Annotated in this window: 13 protein-coding genes; 8 read left to right on the top strand and 5 right to left on the bottom strand. The window is 73.5% G+C overall.

Annotated elements, in window-relative coordinates; genetic code table 11:
- Window positions 1-172: 172 nt before the first annotated feature.
- The 3 genes from ACFWFR_RS09605 to ACFWFR_RS09595 form a co-directional block, all read right to left on the bottom strand.
- Window positions 173-841, bottom strand: a complete 669-nt coding sequence (locus tag ACFWFR_RS09605; RefSeq protein WP_377622659.1) for a TetR/AcrR family transcriptional regulator — start codon at window positions 839-841, stop codon at window positions 173-175.
- Between the two features lie 22 nt (window positions 842-863).
- Entirely contained in the window at window positions 864-3194 is a 2331-nt protein-coding gene (locus ACFWFR_RS09600) for a YhgE/Pip family protein (RefSeq protein ID WP_377622657.1), read from the bottom strand.
- 92 nt (window positions 3195-3286) lie between these two features.
- Window positions 3287-4240 carry an ATP-binding cassette domain-containing protein gene (locus ACFWFR_RS09595; RefSeq protein ID WP_377622655.1) on the bottom strand — a complete coding sequence of 318 codons (954 nt, stop codon included), beginning with the start codon at window positions 4238-4240 and terminating at the stop codon, window positions 3287-3289.
- A 300-nt stretch (window positions 4241-4540) separates the two neighbouring features.
- Here ACFWFR_RS09595 and ACFWFR_RS09590 point away from each other — a divergent pair, with 300 nt between their 5' ends.
- Window positions 4541-5893 carry an NAD(P)/FAD-dependent oxidoreductase gene (locus ACFWFR_RS09590; RefSeq protein WP_377622653.1) on the top strand — a complete coding sequence of 451 codons (1353 nt, stop codon included), beginning with the start codon at window positions 4541-4543 and terminating at the stop codon, window positions 5891-5893.
- Window positions 5894-5898: 5 nt separating this feature from the next.
- Window positions 5899-6981, top strand: a complete 1083-nt coding sequence (locus ACFWFR_RS09585; protein WP_377622651.1) for a YbhN family protein — start codon at window positions 5899-5901, stop codon at window positions 6979-6981.
- A gap of 74 nt (window positions 6982-7055) precedes the next feature.
- Here ACFWFR_RS09585 and ACFWFR_RS09580 read toward each other — a convergent pair whose 3' ends face one another.
- Together ACFWFR_RS09580 and ACFWFR_RS09575 are read right to left on the bottom strand one after the other, a co-directional pair.
- Entirely contained in the window at window positions 7056-9179 is a 2124-nt protein-coding gene (locus ACFWFR_RS09580; RefSeq protein WP_377622649.1) for an MMPL family transporter, read from the bottom strand.
- A gap of 110 nt (window positions 9180-9289) precedes the next feature.
- Window positions 9290-10774, bottom strand: coding sequence for an amino acid permease (locus tag ACFWFR_RS09575; RefSeq protein ID WP_377622647.1), 1485 nt, complete (start codon window positions 10772-10774; stop codon window positions 9290-9292).
- A 177-nt stretch (window positions 10775-10951) separates the two neighbouring features.
- Here ACFWFR_RS09575 and ACFWFR_RS09570 point away from each other — a divergent pair, with 177 nt between their 5' ends.
- From ACFWFR_RS09570 to ACFWFR_RS09545, 6 genes are all read left to right on the top strand, one after another.
- On the top strand, window positions 10952-11374 hold the full coding sequence (locus tag ACFWFR_RS09570) for an organic hydroperoxide resistance protein (RefSeq protein WP_377622646.1): 423 nt from the start codon (window positions 10952-10954) through the stop codon (window positions 11372-11374).
- A gap of 81 nt (window positions 11375-11455) precedes the next feature.
- A complete protein-coding gene (locus ACFWFR_RS09565) occupies window positions 11456-12094 on the top strand; it encodes an SDR family oxidoreductase (protein ID WP_377622644.1) in 639 nt (212 codons plus the stop codon).
- A gap of 125 nt (window positions 12095-12219) precedes the next feature.
- Complete coding sequence (locus tag ACFWFR_RS09560; RefSeq protein WP_377622642.1) at window positions 12220-14268, top strand: hypothetical protein; 2049 nt, start codon at window positions 12220-12222, stop codon at window positions 14266-14268.
- Between the two features lie 379 nt (window positions 14269-14647).
- Window positions 14648-15223 (top strand): class I SAM-dependent methyltransferase, encoded by a 576-nt coding sequence (locus ACFWFR_RS09555; protein ID WP_377622660.1) that lies wholly within the window; start codon window positions 14648-14650, stop codon window positions 15221-15223.
- Between the two features lie 157 nt (window positions 15224-15380).
- Entirely contained in the window at window positions 15381-16175 is a 795-nt protein-coding gene (locus ACFWFR_RS09550; protein ID WP_377622640.1) for an excalibur calcium-binding domain-containing protein, read from the top strand.
- Window positions 16176-16292: 117 nt separating this feature from the next.
- Window positions 16293-16712 carry an Hsp20/alpha crystallin family protein gene (locus tag ACFWFR_RS09545; protein ID WP_191804262.1) on the top strand — a complete coding sequence of 140 codons (420 nt, stop codon included), beginning with the start codon at window positions 16293-16295 and terminating at the stop codon, window positions 16710-16712.
- Window positions 16713-16790 lie beyond the last annotated feature (78 nt).

The raw sequence follows: 16790 nt of genomic DNA, 5'->3' as shown, positions 1-16790 counted from the left end.
GCCACCACCATTGTGGTGGCTGCGCAGAAACACGTCTCCCCCCTGGTGACACCACATCCCGTCTACGCGGTGCGCTGCCGGCGTCGCAAGGCAAGCACCGTGTCGCGCGGCCGGCACCCGCAGCCGGCGAGTGCGGCCAGCACCGCGGCTCCGGTGGGCCAGCCGACGCCCGTCACAGCCCCGCGATCAGCTCCAGCACCGCGGCCAGGACCTCGTCGAACTCGCGCTCGGGCTGGAACACGAGCCACTCGAGCCCCGCGACGAGCGTCGCCCCGAACACCGAGGCCGCGAGCAGCGACACGTCCGCCCCGGGCCGCTCCTCGCGCAGCGCCGCGGCGTAGAACTCGATGACGCGTGCGCGGATGTGCCCCACGGTCTCCTGCCACTCGCGCCCGACCCGGAAGACCTCGGCCGCGAGGAGCTTCGCGAAGTCCGGGTGGGCGCGGATCTGCTCGAGCAGCGACGCGATGAGCGCCGCGAGCGCGGCCTTGCCGTGCAGGTCGGCGCGGGCCGACTCGAGCGTGAGGGTCAGTCGTTCGAGGCCGCCCGCGAGCGCCGCCTCGAACACGTCGGACTTGGACCCGAAGTTGTAGTAGACGCTGCCCTTGGCCACGCCCGCCGCGGACGCGATGTCGTCGACGGACGTGGCCGTGAAGCCCTGGTCGGCGATGAGGCTCACGGCCGCGTCGATGATCTGCTGCCGGGTCCCGGCGCGACGGGCCGCGAAGGCCTGCTCGCGCCGGGTCCCCGTCGGGGCGCCGGACTCCGCGGTGGCGCCCGGCTCAAGGGGCCCGACGGCGTCGCGTCCGTCCGCCGTCGGGTCCGCCTTGGTCGTCGTCATCGTTCGTCCAGCCTCTTCGTCGTCAGATCTCGAGCGCCGGGTGCAGGCGATCGAGGGTCCAGGTGCGCATGCGCCCCGCCCGCCAGGCGCTGATCGCCAGCGACGCTAGCAGCAGCACGCCGAGGTAGACCACCGCGAACCAGAGCCGTCCGTCGACCCCGCCCGTGATCGTCTGGCGCAGCCCGTCCACGGCGTAGCTCATGGGCAGCAGCGGGTGGATGGCCTGGAAGAACGCGGGCGTGGTCTGCACCGGGTAGGTGCCGCCCGAGGACGCGAGCTGGAGCATGAGCAGCGCCAGGATCGCGACCTTGCCCGCAGCCGGGCCGAGCAGCGCCATGAGGGCCTGCTGGAGCGCGAGGAACGTCGCGGCGATCAGGGTCGTGAACGCGAGCGTCCCGAGCGCGTGGGTCATGTCGAGCCCCACGCCCCAGTGGATGACCGCGAGCATCACGGCGACCTGGGCGAACCCGATGCACAGCGCGGGCAGGAACCCGGCGAGCGTGGCGCGCAGGCCCGAGGCCGGCGTCGCGAGGGCCCGCGAGGGCAGCGGACGCATGAGCAGCCACGTGATGAGCGCGCCCACGAACAGGGCGAGCGGGATGAAGAACGGCGCGAAGCCCTCGCCGAAGCCCTCGGCCTCGGCCAGGTCGGTGTCCGCGACGGTCACGGGGGCCGCGATGACCTCGGCGCGCTGCTCGCGCAGGGCCGTGCCGTCGTCGGGGATGGCCTCGGAGCCCTCGGCGAGCTTGTCGGTCAGGGTCTGCGCGCCCTCAGTGAGCTGGGCGCCGCCGTCGGCGACCTGCGTCGCGCCGTCGGCCAGGGTGCGGGTGCCCTCGGCGAGCGCGCCTGCCCCGGTCGCGGCGGACTGCGCACCGGTCGCGAGCTGCTGGGCGCCCGAGTACAGGGACGAGGTGCCGGCCGCGAGCGTGCCCGCACCGGACGCGAGCGACGCGTTCCCCGCCGCGAGGTCGGAGGCACCGCCGCGCAGGGTCGAGAGACCGCTGCTCAGGTTCGCGGCACCGGCGGCCACGCCGTCGACGCCGTCCCGGACGGTCTGCGCGCCCGAGCCCGGGTGGAGCTGCGCGTCGATCTGCGCAGCGCCGGCCGAGGCCGCCTTGATGCCCGTGGAGAGTGCGGGCAGCCCTGCGGCGACCTGCTGCGAGCCGTCCGCCAGAGCCCGGAGTCCGGCCGCGCTCTGCGCGAGCTCGGCGTCCGAGGGCAGCTGGCCGAGAGCCTGCTTGTTCGCGGCAGCGAGCGCCTGGGCCTGGGGGTCGGTCGAGGCGCCGAGCACCGCGGCGTTCTGCTGGAGCAGCGCGCGGAGCGTCGGGACGCTCCCCGCGAGCGAGGTGACCTGTCCCTGGACCTGCGTGACGCCGTCGGCCACCTGCTGGGCGCCCGCGGCGGCCTTGTCCGCCCCGGCCACGAGGCCCGTCGGGGCCGTGAAGCCGGTGGCGAGCTGGTGCGCGCCGTCGGCGAGCTGGACCATGCCCGACTGCGTCGTGGCCGCGCCGGCCGCTAGGGCCGACGCACCGTCGGCCGCGGACGAAGCGCCTGCGGCGAGCTTCGAGGCTCCGGCGCTCGCGGAGGACGCACCCTGCGACAGGGCGCCGGCGCCGTTCGCGAGCTTGCCCGCACCGGTCACGGCGCTGCCCGCACCGTCGGCGAGCTGGTCGATCCCCGACGCGAGCGTGCCCGCGCCGTCGGCTGCGGTCGTGGCGCCGTCGGCGACCTGCGTCGCACCGTCGGTCAGCTGGCCGCTCGCCGTGGTGAGCGTGAGCGACCCGTCGGAGGCCTGCGCGAACCCGTCACGCGCGCTGCCGAGGCCCACGAGGACCTTGTCGACGGCCTGCGCACCGATCTCCTCGCGCACCGCGCCCTGGACCTGCGTCATGGCGCTGCGTCCCAGGGTCGTCGCGAGGAACGAGTTCGCGTCGTTGTACGTGACCATGAGCTGAGCGGCCTGCGGGTCGTCGCCCGCGGCGCTCGCGATGCCCTCGGAGAAGCCCTCGGGGATGGTCAGCGCGAAGTAGTAGGTGCCGTCCTTGACGCCCTTCTCGGCCGTCGTGGCGTCGACCTGGGCCCACTCGAGGTCGCCCGAGTCGACGAGCTTGGTCGTGACGTCCTCGCCCGCGTTCAGCGTCTCGTCGCCGTCCTCGGACGCGATCGTGGTGCCCGTGTCGGCGTTGACGATCGCGACGGGCAGCTTGTCGAGGTTGCCGGTCGGGTCCCAGAAGGCCCACAGGTACATCGCCCCGTAGAGCAGGGGCACGAAGATCATCGCGCCCACGGCGAGCTTGGGCAGGAGGCCGCGGCGGAACCGCCGCAGCTCCGTACCGGTGGAGGTCCAAGACATCACGAGAGGTGTTTCCGTTCTGTACGTGCGAAGGAGGGGCCCGACGCCGGAGCGTGGGCGGGGCGACGACCGTCGCCCGGGAGGGGTGGGGGTCAGGCCGCGACGAGCTGCGGGCCGGTCGCGAGCCGCACGACGTGCGGGGCACGGCCCCAGCGCATCGCGTCGACCTCGCCTGCGGAGGCGACCGAGCCGACGACGGTCACGCCCGTGGCCGCGATCGCCTCGAGGCGCTCCCAGACGATCTGGCGGCGTGCCGAGTCGTGGACCTGGTCGAGGTCGTCGACCACGAGCAGCTCGGGGCCCTGGGCCATGGCGATCGCGATGCGCAGGAGCATCGCGTCGACCTCGTCGAGGTCCCAGACCATCGAGTCGAGCGCGGGCAGCTCGCGCGGGCCGAACACGGGGCGGGCAACGCGCTCGTAGACCTCCTGGGTGGCCTTGGGCGTCCGGCGGTACCAGGGCGCGAGCCAGGTGAGGCGTTCGCGCACCGAGTCGCCGACCGTGACGGCGTCGTCGAGCTCGTCGATCCCGTGGAAGCCCGCGATCGCCGCGCGACGCTGGACCGCGGTGCGGCGCGCACGACGGCCCGTGAGGCTCTCGCCGAGCACGACGAGCCAGCCGTCCGGGGTGTGGTCGGGGGCCATGCGGCCCGCGAGGGTCAGGAGCAGGCTCGAGCGCCCGGCGCCCTGCGGGCCCTGGAGGACGACGACCTCACCGGCGGGGACCTCGAGGTCGACGGGTCCGTAGACGAGGCCGCGCGGGCCGTGGAGCTGGAGGTCGTAGGCGCTGATCGCGTGCGGGCTCGCGGCGGGGAGCGGCGCGCCGTCGGCGGGCTCGAAGGTCTCGGCGATCTCGCCGCCGTGCGGGCCGCGCAGCGTCATGTCGTCGGCGATGTCCGCGGCGGCGAGGCCGCCCTGCGGGAGGTGCGCGACGGCGTCGGGCACCTGGTGGTTCGTGGTGCCGGGGGCGCCGGCGGGCGTGGTCACGGTGGCCTGCACGAGGTACGTGGCCTCGTCGCTGCCGTGTCGGGCGACGGGCTGGTTCATGGGGGTTCCTCCGAAAGTTCCAGTCCGGCCACTCTTTTAGACTGACCGGTCAGTTCGAAGTTACGCGCCGAGGGGCTCGGTTGTCCACACGACGCCGGACGGAAGGACCCGTGATCCGCGTCACGGGAGCCGCCCGGACCCGCGGCCCGGCCGCTGGCGGCACCCCCGCCGATCCCTCCGCGGGGCCCCGCACAGGGCGCGGCACCGTGGCAGCGGGCCCCCGCCCGGCATACGCTCGTGCCCCGGACCACCCGGCACATCGTCGTGTCGCACCACGAGACGTATCGAGAGGCACACACAGTGAACGACGGCACCGCCGCGCAGCCCGCGCCCACCGGGGCGCACGACGCGCTCCCCCACGTCGTCGTCGTGGGCGGCGGGTTCGCCGGCCTCGCGACCGTCAAGGCGCTCGCCGGAGCCCCGGTGCGCATCACGCTGATCGACCGCCGCGTCTACAACACGTTCCAGCCGCTGCTCTACCAGGTGGCCACGGGCGGCCTGAACCCGGGCGACGTCACCTACTTCCTGCGTGCGCTGCGCCTGGGTCAGGCCAACGTGCGCGTGGTGCACGAGCACCTCGTGGGCCTCGACCCGCAGCACAAGACCCTCCGGCTCCTCAACGACGAGGAGATCCGCTACGACTACCTCGTGCTGGCCAACGGCGTCACGACCAACTTCTTCGGCACGCCCGGCGCCAAGGAGCACGCGTTCGCGATGTACTCGCGCTCGCAGGCGCTGAAGATCCGCGACACCCTGTTCGTGCGGCTCGAGAAGTCCGCAGCCACCCCGGAGACCGACGACGGGCTCCGCGTGGTCGTCGTGGGCGGCGGGTCGACGGGGGTCGAGGTCGCCGGGGCGCTCGCCGAGCTCCGTACGCAGGGGCTCGCCCCCGCGTACCCGGAGATCCACGGCGACGCGTTCAGCGTCAAGATCGTCCAGCGCGGCACCGAGCTCATCAAGCCGTTCCCCGCCAAGCTCCGCACCTACGCGGCGCGCGAGCTCCAGCGTCGTGGCGTCGACCTGCACCTGGGTGCGGGCGTCGCGAAGGTCCTGCCCGACGGCGTCGAGCTCACCGACGGCACCTTCATCCGCTCGGACCTCACGGTCTGGGCCGCGGGCGTGGCCCCGCACGAGGAGGTCTCGCGCTGGAACCTCCCGCTGGGCGACGGCGGCCGCATCCGCGTGGGCGACGACCTGCAGGTCGAGGGCTGGCCCGACCACTTCGCGGCCGGCGACATCGCGATCTCGCCCGCGGGCCTGCCCCAGCTCGCCCAGCCCGCGATCCAGTCGGGCAAGGTCGCGGGGCGCAACATCCGCGCGCTCGTCCAAGGGCGCCCGACGACGTCGCTCAGGTACCTCGACAAGGGCACCATGGCCGTCATCGGACGCCGCGCGGCCGTCGCGGACATCGCCGGGAAGCTGCGGCTGACCCGCGGCAGCGCGTGGCTCGCGTGGCTGTTCGTGCACATCATGAGCCTGATCGGGCCCCGCAACCGCCTCACGACGCTCGCAGGCCTCGTGACGCGCTACGGCTTCCCGTTCCACCGTCGCCCGGTGCCGATCGTGGGTGACGTCCCCACGATCCGTCCGCCCAAGGGGTGGGTGCCCGCGGACGGCCCGTCGCCGCTGCCTGAGGTCACGCCGAACGACTGAACCGCGTGACCCGTCCGCCGACAAGGTCGCCGACCAGTCCCCGTCCCGGCAAGGAGCTCTCCATCTCGCACGACTCGACCCCCGAACCCCAGGCTGCGGCTCCGGGCCAGCCGGATGCGGCCCCGGACCAGGCCCCCAAGGTGGTCCGGTCGCCCCGGAGCCACGCCCTGCGCGTGCTCGTGTGGTTCGTGCTCATCGGCGGGCTCACCTACGTGGTCATCCCGGAGATCAGCGAGATCCCCCGCATGGGCAAGGCCTTGCGCGACGCGCAGCCCGCCTGGGCGATCCTGGCCGTGCTCTTCGCCGCGACGGGGTTCTTCGCGGCCGCGGCCTCCCTCGCGGCCTGCTCCCCGATGCACCTGCCGTTCCTGCGGACCACCCGGGTCCAGCTCGCGAACGCGTTCGCAGGCACCGCGACCCCGGCGAGCGTCGGATCGCTCGCGCTCAACGTCCGCTACCTGTCGAAGTCGGGCATGAGCACCGCGCTCGCGACGGGCACGGTCGCTCTCCAGAGCATCGTGCAGGTCCTGACCCACCTGGTGCTCCTGAGCATCCTGGCGCTCGTCGCGGGGCGCAGCATCGACCACCACATGCCGGGCTGGGCCCGGTGGGCGCTGCTCGCGGCGGTCGTGGCGGTCGTCGTCACGGTCGTCACGGTGCTCGTGGTGCCGCGGTTCCGGCACGCGGTCCGCACGTACGCGCGCGACGACGTGCTGCCCGCGTTCCGCCAGCTCGGCGGGCTCGCGAAGGACCCGCGCCGGCTCGGCCTCTCGATCCTGGGTGCGATGGGCACCACGCTGTCCTCGGCCGCGACCCTGTGGGCCTGCCTCCTCGCGCTCGGCGGCGGCAACGACCCGATCGCCGCGGCGTTCTCGACCATGGTCGGGCAGACCCTCGCCTCGGCGGCACCGACCCCGGGAGGCGTGGGCGTCGTCGAGGCCGCGCTCACGGGCGGGCTCGTGAGCTTCGGGATCGCGTCCGCGATCGCCCTGCCCGCGGTCCTGCTCTACCGCCTGATCTCGTGCTGGATCCCCGTCCTGATCGGCTGGATCACGCTGCGCCTGCTGCAGCGGGAGGACGTGGTCTGACGCGACCCGCCCGACGGCGCCGCTCCCCCGGGAGGTGCGCTCCGCCGTCGGGCGTGGGCCTTCCGTGCGGGACGCTACTCGCGGACCGGAGCGCCCGACGGGACTGCGGGCGCCTCCTCGGCCGGCACGTCCTCCTTGCGGCCCAGGGCGCTCGGCCACCACATGTGTCGGCCCACGTCGAGGTTCAGGGCCGTGACGAGCACCGAGCGGACCACGAGCGTGTCGAGCAGGACGCCGAACGCGACCGCGAACCCGATCTCCGCGAACGCGACCACGGGCAGCGTGCCCAGCACCGCGAACGTCCCCGCGAGGACCAGCCCGGCCGACGTGATGACCGCTCCCGTCGCAGCCAGCCCGATGAGCGCGCCCCGCCGCGTCCCGACGCGCAGCGACTCCTCGCGCACGCGGGTCATGAGGAAGATGTTGTAGTCGATCCCGAGCGCGACGAGGAACACGAACACGAACAGCGGCAACGAGGTGTCGGCGCCCTCGAACCCGAACACGTACGTGAACACGAGCGCGCTCACGCCCAGCGCCGCGGTGAACGACAGCACCACGGTCGCGACCAGGATGAGCGGGGCCGTGATCGCGCGCAGGAGCAGCGCGAGGATGACGAGCACGGTCAGCAGGATGATCGGGATGATGAGCTGGTTGTCCGCGGACGAGGCGCGCTGGACGTCGAGCGTGATCGCGCTCGCCCCGCCCACCATGGCGTCGGCGTCCGGGACCGCGTGGACCGCGTCCCGGACCCGGTCGACCGTGTCGTAGGCCGCGCGGGAGTCCGGCTCGGACGTGAGCGTGCCCTCCATGTACGCGTAGCCGCCCGCGGACACGGGCTCGGTCACGGTCGAGGCATCGATGCCCTCGGTGCTCGCGAACGCGTCGTGCACGGCTGCCACCGCGGTGGGCGACGAGGCGTCGGCGACGACGACCACGGGAGACCCCGAGCCGGCCGGGAAATGTTCGCTCAGGACCCGCTCGCCCACGATCGAGGGCTGCTCGCCCCGGAACGACTCGGCGCTCGACAGCCCGTTGGCGTCGAGCTGCGTGATGCCCAGGCCCAGCACGGCCAGCACGATCGACGTCACGACCCACACGCGCCGCGGCCGGCGGGAGATGCGTGCCCCGAGCCGCGCCCAGACGCCGTGCTCGGTCGGCTCGTCGTCGCCCAGGCGCGGGACGCGCGGCCAGAAGACCCACCGGCCCGTCGCGACGAGCAGCGCGGGCAGCAGCGTCAGCATGACCAGCAGCGCCACCACGATCCCGACCGCCGCGACGGGACCCAGCCCGGCCGTCGAGCTCATCTGCGCGAACAGCAGGCACAGCATGCCGATCGCGACCGTCGCACCGCTCGCGACGATCGCCGGACCCGCGCGGTGCAGCGCGAGCGCCATGGCCTCGTGCCGGTCCTCGTGACGACGGAGCTCTTCCCGGTAGCGCGCGACGAGCAGCAGGGCATAGTCCGTCCCTGCCCCGAAGACCAGGACCGTGAGGATGCCCGCGCTCTGCGCGTTCACGGTCAGGCCGGTGGTGTCGGCCAGGACGTAGATCACGGCTTGCGACACGGTCAGCGCGACCCCCGCCGAGACCACGGGCAGGAGCCACAGGGTGGGGCTGCGGTACGTCAGCAGCAGGATGACGATCACGACGCCCGCGGCCGCGTAGAGCAGCGTCGAGTCGATGCCCTCGAACGCTGCGGACGAGTCCGCGGCCGAGCCGGCCGGACCGGTCACGTAGACCTCCATGCCGTTCGCGCCGTCCTCGGCGGTCGCGCGCAGGTCCGCGACCGCGTCGGCCGCGAGGTTCCAGCCCTCGCTGCCCAGGTCGAGCGGGACGATCACCTGGGCAGCCTGCCCGTCCTCGGACGGGATCGGCCCGACGACGTCCCCGTCCAGGGTGTCGAGCTCACCGAACGTCGCGACGTCCTGGGAGACCGCCGCGAGGTCCTCGGGCGTGAGGCCCGACTCGCGCACGTAGACCAGGACCGCCGGGATCGTGTTGGGCGAGGTGAAGCTGCTCGCGACGTCGAGCACCTGGGTCGACTCGGCGTCGGCCGGGAGCCAGGACTTGGCGTCGTTGTCCTGCGCTCCCGTGAGCTTGCCGGCCAGCGGCGCGGTCAGTGCCAGGACGACCGCCCAGAACGCGATGACGACCCACTTGGCGTAACGGTGCGTGATCCAGCCGGCGATGCGAGACATGGGTTCTCCCCGAGACTCCCGGTGCACTTCGGCGCGAGATTCCAGCGCACACCCGCGAGGGGGTGGGTGTCAACGGTTCGGGCGACGGTGCGTGGCGTGCGCGGCGCTCGTCAGGACGAGACGCCGGCCCGCTCCCTGCGACTCCGCAGCCACGACCGCACCCCGTACACCGCGACGATCACGCCCACGAGCACCACGGTCGAGACGAGCTGGACGCGCGCGGCGTCGTCGAACAGCATGAGCACCACGAGCCCCGCCAACCCCGCCAGCGTCGCCCACGTGAGCCACGGGTACGCCCACATGCGCAGCGTCATCCGGTCGGCGCCGCCCGCTGCGGCCTCGAGGCGACGGCGCAGCCGGAGCTGGGACACCGCGATGAAGACCCAGACGACGAGCAGCGCCGAGCCCACCGCATTGAGCAAGATGCCCAGGACCTCGCCCGGCAGCAGCCAGTTGAGCCCCACGGACACGAGGCCGAAGAACACCGAGAGCAGCACCGCGACCCAGGGGACCCCGGTCGGCGAGACCTTGGTCAGCGCGGGGTGGCCGTCGCCGCGGCCCGCGAGCGAGAACGCCATGCGCGAGGTGCCGTAGACGTTCGCGTTGAACGCGGACAGCAGCGCCACGACGACCACGGCCTCCATGAGCCGGGCTGCGCTCGGCAGCCCCGCGAGGTCGAGCACCGCGACGAACGGGCCGCTCAGCAGCTCGGGGGCGTCCCACGGCAGCACGAGCGCCATGATCGCGACCGCGCCGACGTAGAAGAAGAGGATGCGCCACACGATCGAGCGCGTCGCGGTGACGATCGCCTTCTGCGGGTCGCGCGCCTCGGCCGCGGCGATCGTCACGATCTCGATACCGCCGAACGCGAAGACGACGACCAGCAGCCCGGCCGCGATGCCCGGCAGCCCGTTCGGCGCGAAGCCCGCGAGCGAGGCAGGGTCACCGAAGATGTTGGTCGTGCCCACCGGGTCGGTGCCGGGCAGCCAGCCCAGCACGAGCAGGACCCCGATCACCAGGAACGCGACGATCGCCGCGACCTTGATGAACGCGAACCAGAACTCGAACTCGCCGAAGTGCTTGACGCCCCACAGGTTCACGACCGCGAACACCGCGACGAACACGAGCGCGACGACCCACTGCGGCACGCCCGGGACCCACCCGGAGACGATCTGCGAGGCCCCCGTGATCTCCGCACCGAGCACCATGATGAGCGTGAACCAGTACAGCCAGCCCAGCGTGAAGCCGGCCCAGCGTCCCAGCGCGGTCTCGGCGTAGACGGAGAACGACCCGCTCGACGGCACGGCCGCGGCCATCTCCGCGAGCATCCGCATGACGAGGATCACGAGCAGCCCGGCGACCGCGTACGAGACCAGGACGGCTGGTCCGGCCGTCGCGATCCCGACGCCGCTGCCGAGGAACAGACCGGCACCGATCGCCGAGCCGAGGCCCATCATCGTCAGGTGGCGGGTGCGTAGGCCGTGCGCGAGCTGCTCACCCTCGGGGGCGAGGGGCGCGGGCGGGTGCGTGGCGCCGTCGGGCAGGGAGGAGGACGAGCCGTCAGGCGTGCCCGACGGCGAAGGTGCGTTGGTCATGGGGGTGCGGTCGTTCCGTGGTCGAGGAAGGACGCCGAGGCGGCGACGTTACACGGTACCTGGGGACGGGCCTCCGGTCGGACGCCGCTGCGCCCTGGGCGAACCGACCACGCACAGTTGCCCGGAGCGACATACGTTCGAGGGGTTCGTCCGTCGACCAACCCTGGAGGTAGCACGATGAAGGTTCTCTACACCGCGGAAGCACTCGCCACTGGAGAGGGCCGCAACGGCCACGTCCGGTCGACCGACGGGCGCGTCGACCTCGACGTCGCCGTGCCCAAGGAGATGGGCGGCAGCGGCGACGGGTCCAACCCCGAGCAGCTCTTCGCCGCGGGCTACGCGGCGTGCTTCCACTCGGCCCTCCTGGGCGTCGCGCGCCAGCGCAAGATCGCGGTCGCGGACTCGGCGATCGGCGCGAGCGTCTCCATCGGCCCGCTCGACGCAGGCGGCTACACGCTCGCGGTGCACCTCGAGGCAAGCCTGCCGGGCGTCGAGCGCGCGGTCGCCCAGGAGCTCGTCGAGGCAGCGCACCAGGTCTGCCCCTACTCGAACGCGACGCGCGGCAACATCGACGTGACGGTCGCGGTCGTCGAGGAGTAGCCCGCCAGATCCCCCAGCAGGCGGTCCGCCCCTCCTCGGTGCACGGTGGAGGGAGCACCGCACCCGACACCGAGGAGAACCATGAACGTCGCCCTGATCGGAGCCCACGGCAAGGTGGGCCGCCTGCTCGTCCCGATCCTCAAGGACCACCACAACACCGTGAGCGGGATCGTGCGTCACGAGTCCCAGCTCCCGCTCGTCGAGGAGCTGGGCGGGACGCCGGTCCTGCTCGACGTCGAGCACGCCTCGACCGAGGAGATCACCGAGGCCCTGCGCGGGCACGACGCCGTGGTGTGGTCCGCGGGCGCCGGCGGCGGCGACCCGGAACGGACCTACGCGGTCGACCGCGACGCCGCGATCCGCTCGATGGACGCGGCCGTCGCCGCGGGCGTCCCGCGCTACGTCATGGTGTCGTGGATCGGCTCGGTGCCCGACCACGGGATCCCGGAGGACAACAGCTTCTTCCCGTACGCCGACGCCAAGCTCGCGGCCGACGACCACCTGCGCGGCACCGACCTCGACTGGACGATCCTGGGTCCCGGCACCCTGACGAACCACCCGGCGACCGGCACGATCGACGTCGAGGCCGAGAAGGGCGACACGTCGCGCGGCAACGTCGCCCTGGTCGTCGCGGAGTCGTTGCGCTCGCCCTCGACCGTGGGACAGTTCGTCCGGTTTGTCGACGGCGACACCCCCGTCCTGGAGGTGTTCGGCCGCTAGCAGTCGGCCGGCCGCGCGGCCCCTCACGCCTCGCCCGCTCCCGTCGCCCCACACCACAGCACCTGCGCCCCGAGGTGGGCGACAGCCGTTACGGTGTGCCCCACGGCATACGAGGAGGTGAGCACGTGGTCAGACGCAACAGGACGAAGGAACGGGCCAGGTCGGGCTCGTCACCGGCGCCCGTCGACGCTCCGGACGGCCCCGCGGGCCCACGTTCCGGGGCTCTCCGCAGGCCGCCCTCCGGCGTCCGCTGGGTCACCGACGTCGAGGGCGCCCGGGTCCTCGCCGCGCACCTCCTGACCCCGGGCAGACCCTGGCCCGTGGTCGCGATCTCGGTCGCCGCAGGGCACGACGCGCCCTACGTGGACCTCGACGGGCTGCTCGAGGAGGTCTCGGGCCTGGCCGAGGTCGTCGTCCTGCCCACGGGCGACGCCTCGTGGGCGTTCTCGGCCGTGATGCCCCCGTCGACGCAGGTCTACGGCGGGGCCGCGCGCGTCTACCCGGTCGACCACGAGTGGGTCGGCCTGCCGCGGCGCAGCAAGCTGCGGTTCGCCTACTCGGACGCCGACGCGCGCCGCCTGCACGACCACCTCACGCACGACACCCTGACCGCAGCCCTGAGCGCGGGCCTGCTCGGGACGTCGCACGACCCCGACGCTCCTCGCGTCGAGGGCACCGTCCGGTCCATCCTCGGGCCGCGCGCGTTCGTGACCCTCGACGACGACTCGCTCGCGAGCATCGCCGAGGAGCTCACCGTCCCAGGGGTCTGCCTCGCACGGCTGCTGGTCGTCGGACAACGGGTCGCAGGGACGCTGGACCGGGAGAGCCGCCGGCTGGACGTGCGCGGTGCGCTCCTCGTGCCCGACGGCGCCACGCGCCCGGGCGAGGACACGCACCTGGGCGGGTACGCCGTCGGGCAGGTGGTGCTCGCCGACGTGACCGCGGTCGCCCCCGCGACCGTGCACCTGCGGCTCGTCCCCGGGCTCGAGGTCGCCGTGCCGCGCGACGACGTGACCGGGAACCCCGCCGACGAGCTGACCGACCTCTTCACGGTGGGCGAGGTCGTGCTCGCCCGTGTCGTGGCGACCGCGCCGTGGCGGCTGCGGCTCGACGACGTCGACGACTCCGACAGCGACGACGCCCCGGTCCCCGCACCGAGCCTGCTCGACGGCGGACCGCCGTGGCTCGTGCTCCCTGACCTCAGCCGGCCGACCCCGCCCAGGTCGCTACCGGTGCTGCCGTCGCTGCGCCTGCCCGGGCTGTCACCCGACGCGGGACCGGCCGAGGAGGTTCCCACGGAATTGCTCGCGGAGGCGCCCGCCGAGGTGCTCACCGGCGAGACGTCCGCACCTGAGCCGGGCCTCGCCGAGCCTGGCTCGAGCGCCGAGGGCGGGCTGCGCCGTCGGACCCCGCTGGACCTGATCGCCAACGCGCCGCGACGCGACACCCCCGCTGCGCCAACCCGCGGGGCGCTGCGCGACATGAGCCTCGCGCTCGAGGCGAGCCGCACGCGCGCCCGTACGCTCGAGGCGGACCTCGCCGCGGCGACCGCCGAGGTCGGGCTGCTGCGCGCAGCCGCGCAGGCGACCGCGGTCGAGCTCGGCGGGCTGCGGCTCCGGGCGGCCGAGCTCGACCGGGACCTGGCCGAGGCCCTGACCCGGGCCGAGAACTTCCGCACCCGGTACCGCAAGGCCGACCTCAGCCGGCAGCAGCTCAAGAAGGCCGAGAAGGCCGCGAGCCACGCGGGCGCCGCACCCGACGACGGTGCCGTGTTCCTCGACCCTGTCGAGCAGTTCCGGTTCGAGGTCCAGCTGGCGTGGGTCCGACGCGTCCCGGCCGCCGAGAAGGCGAGCAAGCCGCTCGCGCCGTACACGCTCGGGGACAGGTTCCTGCCGTCGCTCACGGCGATCGAGGGCGTCTCGCGGGCCAAGGTCGTCGACGTCGTGGTCGAGGTGCTGACCGGGGACGCCGAGCACATCGCGGGCCGCGAGCTGCACCCGCTGCGCGTCAACGAGGGCGGCAGCAGCCCCGCGCTCGTGCGTGAGGACGGCGCGACGTGCTGGCGGGCGTCGCTCCAGAGCAAGCGCGCGTCGGCACGGCGGCTGCACTACTGGAAGCGCGGGGAGCACATCGAGCTGTCGCGCGTGGTGCTGCACGACGACGTCGAGCCGTAGGGGTCGATCCACTGGTGGCGCCGGGGCGCGGTGGTGCGGGCGCCCCCTGGAGTGTGCCGAGCACGAGGTTGCGGTCGTGATGGAGCTGTTGGCGAACTCAACCTCGTGCTCGACCGCACGGAACCTCGTGGTCGGCGGCTCACGGGTCCCGGCCGCTGAGACCCCGTGACCCCGGACCTGGACCGCTGCCGACAGCGGTCGCCGCAGAGGTACGGTCGAGGCTCCGGACCGACCGGGTGGTCAGCCCGACGGCCCGACCGAAGGTTCCGACCCGTCCGCGTCGTCCGAGCCCGCACCACCGCCCCACCACACGCCCGACCGACCCCGAGGAGCACCGGTGAGCAAGGCCAACCCCACGCGCTGGGAGCAGAAGACCGCCATGAACCCCGCGCACTCGACCTGGTACGTCGAGCGCTTCCGCGCGATGGCGGCTCAGGGCGCGGACCTCGCGGGCGAGGCGCGGCTCGTCGACGCCATGCTCCCGCGCGGGGCGCGGATCCTCGACGCCGGCTGCGGCCCGGGGCGCGTGGGTGCCGAGCTCGCGGCGCGCGGGCACACCGTCGTGGGGGTCGATGTCGATCCCGTCCTCATCGAGGCCGCCGAGACCGACCACCCCGGCTCGACGTGGCTCGTCGCGGACATCGCCGAGCTCGACCTGCCCGCCATGGGGGTCGCCGAACCGTTCGACCTGATCGTGTGCGCCGGGAACGTCGTGACGTTCCTCGCGCCCGGCACCGAGGTCGAGGTGCTGCGCCGCTTCCGGGCCCACCTGGCACCAGGCGGGCGGGCCGTCGTCGGGTTCGGCGCAGGGCGCGGCTACGCGTTCGACGCCTTCTTCGCCGACGCCGCCGAGGCCGGGCTCGAGGTCCAGCTCAAGCTGTCGACGTGGGACCTGCGACCGTTCACCGAGGGCGGCGACTTCCTGGTCGCGGTCCTGGGAGCGCCCGAGGCCTGAGCCGGCGGCAGCGTCAGCAGCATCCGCGGCGGAATTCACCCGGCCGCGGATGCTGCCCCGCCGCACCCGCTCCCCTACCCTCCGGGGTAGTCGGCCGATGGACGGCCGTGCTCGGCACCGCCACCGTGCGTGTGCCACCTCGACGAGGAGCAGTGCCATGAGCGCTCGTTTCAACCCGCCTCCCGGTTGGCCCGTCCCGCCCGCCGGATGGATCCCCGACTCGACCTGGGAACCCGATCCCAGCTGGCCGGCACCTCCTGCCGGGTGGCCGATGTGGATCGACGACACGGTGACCGAGCCGCGCGAGGAGACCATGCTCCTGCCGCTCGCGGGCCTCGCGAGCGTCGGCCCGACCACCGGCCCGCGACAGGACAACCGCACCCGGCGCATCGTGCTCATCGCTTTCCTCTGCCTCGCATTCCTGGTCCTCGGGCTCCTCCTCGGCAAGGGGCGAGCGGGTTCGCAGCTCGCCGCTGCCGAGACCACGCTCGAAGAGGTACAGACGGAGCAGGCGCGCGTCGAGGAGGACAAGGCAGCACTCCTCACCGCTCAGGAAGACCTCGCCACGGCCCAGGCCACCATGACCGAGCGGGAGGGAGCCGTGGGGACCAAGGAGGCCGAGCTCGTGACCCGCGAGTCCGCCGCCGCGGCCGCGGAGACCGACCTGCAGTCCCGGCTGACCGTGGTGGAAGGACGCGAGAGCGCCGTGGCCACGGCTGAGGCCGACCTCCAGGCCCGGAGCGCAGCGGCCGGTCGGTCGGGGACGTCGTCGAGCACCCCGAAGGCGACGACGCCGGACGCCCCCGCGGGGATCGTCGGCGGGGGCGGCGGCAGCGTGTCGTACGCGAACTGCGACGCCGTCCGCGCGGCGGGCAAGGCACCGATCCGCGTCGGCGAGCCCGGCTACAGCAAGAAGCTGGACCGCGACGGCGACGGGGTGGGCTGCGAGTAGGCCGGGTCCCGCCCCACGGACGCGGTCGTTCGTCCAGGGCGAACGCAGATCTGGAATTGAGCGTGGGTGACTCAAGTTGTACCCGTCAGAGGTTCCATCACGACTGAAGGAGTCACCATGACGACCACCCTGACCACCCCCGCTCCCGCTTTCGACCGCGCCCTGCGCGACCTCCTCACTGCTCGTCCCGTGGCAGGCGTCCCGGCTCACGCCGACGTCTTCCAGGACGGCGACGACCTCGTCGCCCGCTTCGACCTGCCGGGCATCGACCCCGCGCAGGACGTCACGGTCGAGGTCGAGGGCCGCAAGCTCGTCGTGCGCGGCGAGCGCAAGGACGAGCGGGCCGAGGAGACCGACGGCCGCCGCGTCCGTGAGGTCCGCTACGGCGCGTTCCACCGCGTCGTGACGCTCCCCAAGGCAGCCGACGCGAGCGCGATCAGCGCCCGCTACGACGCAGGTGTCCTGACCGTCACCGTCTCCGGCGTCTACGCCGGGACGACGCCGCAGCGCATCGAGGTCACGACCTCCGCGTCCTGACGGTCTTCACAGCCTCCCCGTCGCAGGTCACCCCCCTTCGGCCTGCGGCGCGGTGAGATCGACGGGCCCGGTTGCGAG

This window comes from Oerskovia sp. NPDC060287 (assembly GCF_042726775.1).
Classification (GTDB): Bacteria; Actinomycetota; Actinomycetes; order Actinomycetales; family Cellulomonadaceae; genus Oerskovia; species Oerskovia merdavium.
Note: the sequence above shows the minus strand (reverse complement) of the source record. Positions and strands in the feature narration are given on the sequence as shown.

What these genes read in the sequence shown, in the direction of transcription:
- ACFWFR_RS09605 (WP_377622659.1), bottom strand. Translation starts at nt 841, where the DNA reads ATGACGACGACCAAGGCGGACCCGACGGCGGACGGACGCGACGCCGTC.
- ACFWFR_RS09600 (WP_377622657.1), bottom strand. Translation starts at nt 3,194, where the DNA reads ATGTCTTGGACCTCCACCGGTACGGAGCTGCGGCGGTTCCGCCGCGGC.
- ACFWFR_RS09595 (WP_377622655.1), bottom strand. Translation starts at nt 4,240, where the DNA reads ATGAACCAGCCCGTCGCCCGACACGGCAGCGACGAGGCCACGTACCTC.
- ACFWFR_RS09580 (WP_377622649.1), bottom strand. Translation starts at nt 9,179, where the DNA reads ATGTCTCGCATCGCCGGCTGGATCACGCACCGTTACGCCAAGTGGGTC.
- ACFWFR_RS09575 (WP_377622647.1), bottom strand. Translation starts at nt 10,774, where the DNA reads ATGACCAACGCACCTTCGCCGTCGGGCACGCCTGACGGCTCGTCCTCC.
- ACFWFR_RS09570 (WP_377622646.1), top strand. Translation starts at nt 10,952, where the DNA reads ATGAAGGTTCTCTACACCGCGGAAGCACTCGCCACTGGAGAGGGCCGC.
- ACFWFR_RS09565 (WP_377622644.1), top strand. Translation starts at nt 11,456, where the DNA reads ATGAACGTCGCCCTGATCGGAGCCCACGGCAAGGTGGGCCGCCTGCTC.
- ACFWFR_RS09555 (WP_377622660.1), top strand. Translation starts at nt 14,648, where the DNA reads ATGAACCCCGCGCACTCGACCTGGTACGTCGAGCGCTTCCGCGCGATG.
- ACFWFR_RS09550 (WP_377622640.1), top strand. Translation starts at nt 15,381, where the DNA reads ATGAGCGCTCGTTTCAACCCGCCTCCCGGTTGGCCCGTCCCGCCCGCC.
- ACFWFR_RS09545 (WP_191804262.1), top strand. Translation starts at nt 16,293, where the DNA reads ATGACGACCACCCTGACCACCCCCGCTCCCGCTTTCGACCGCGCCCTG.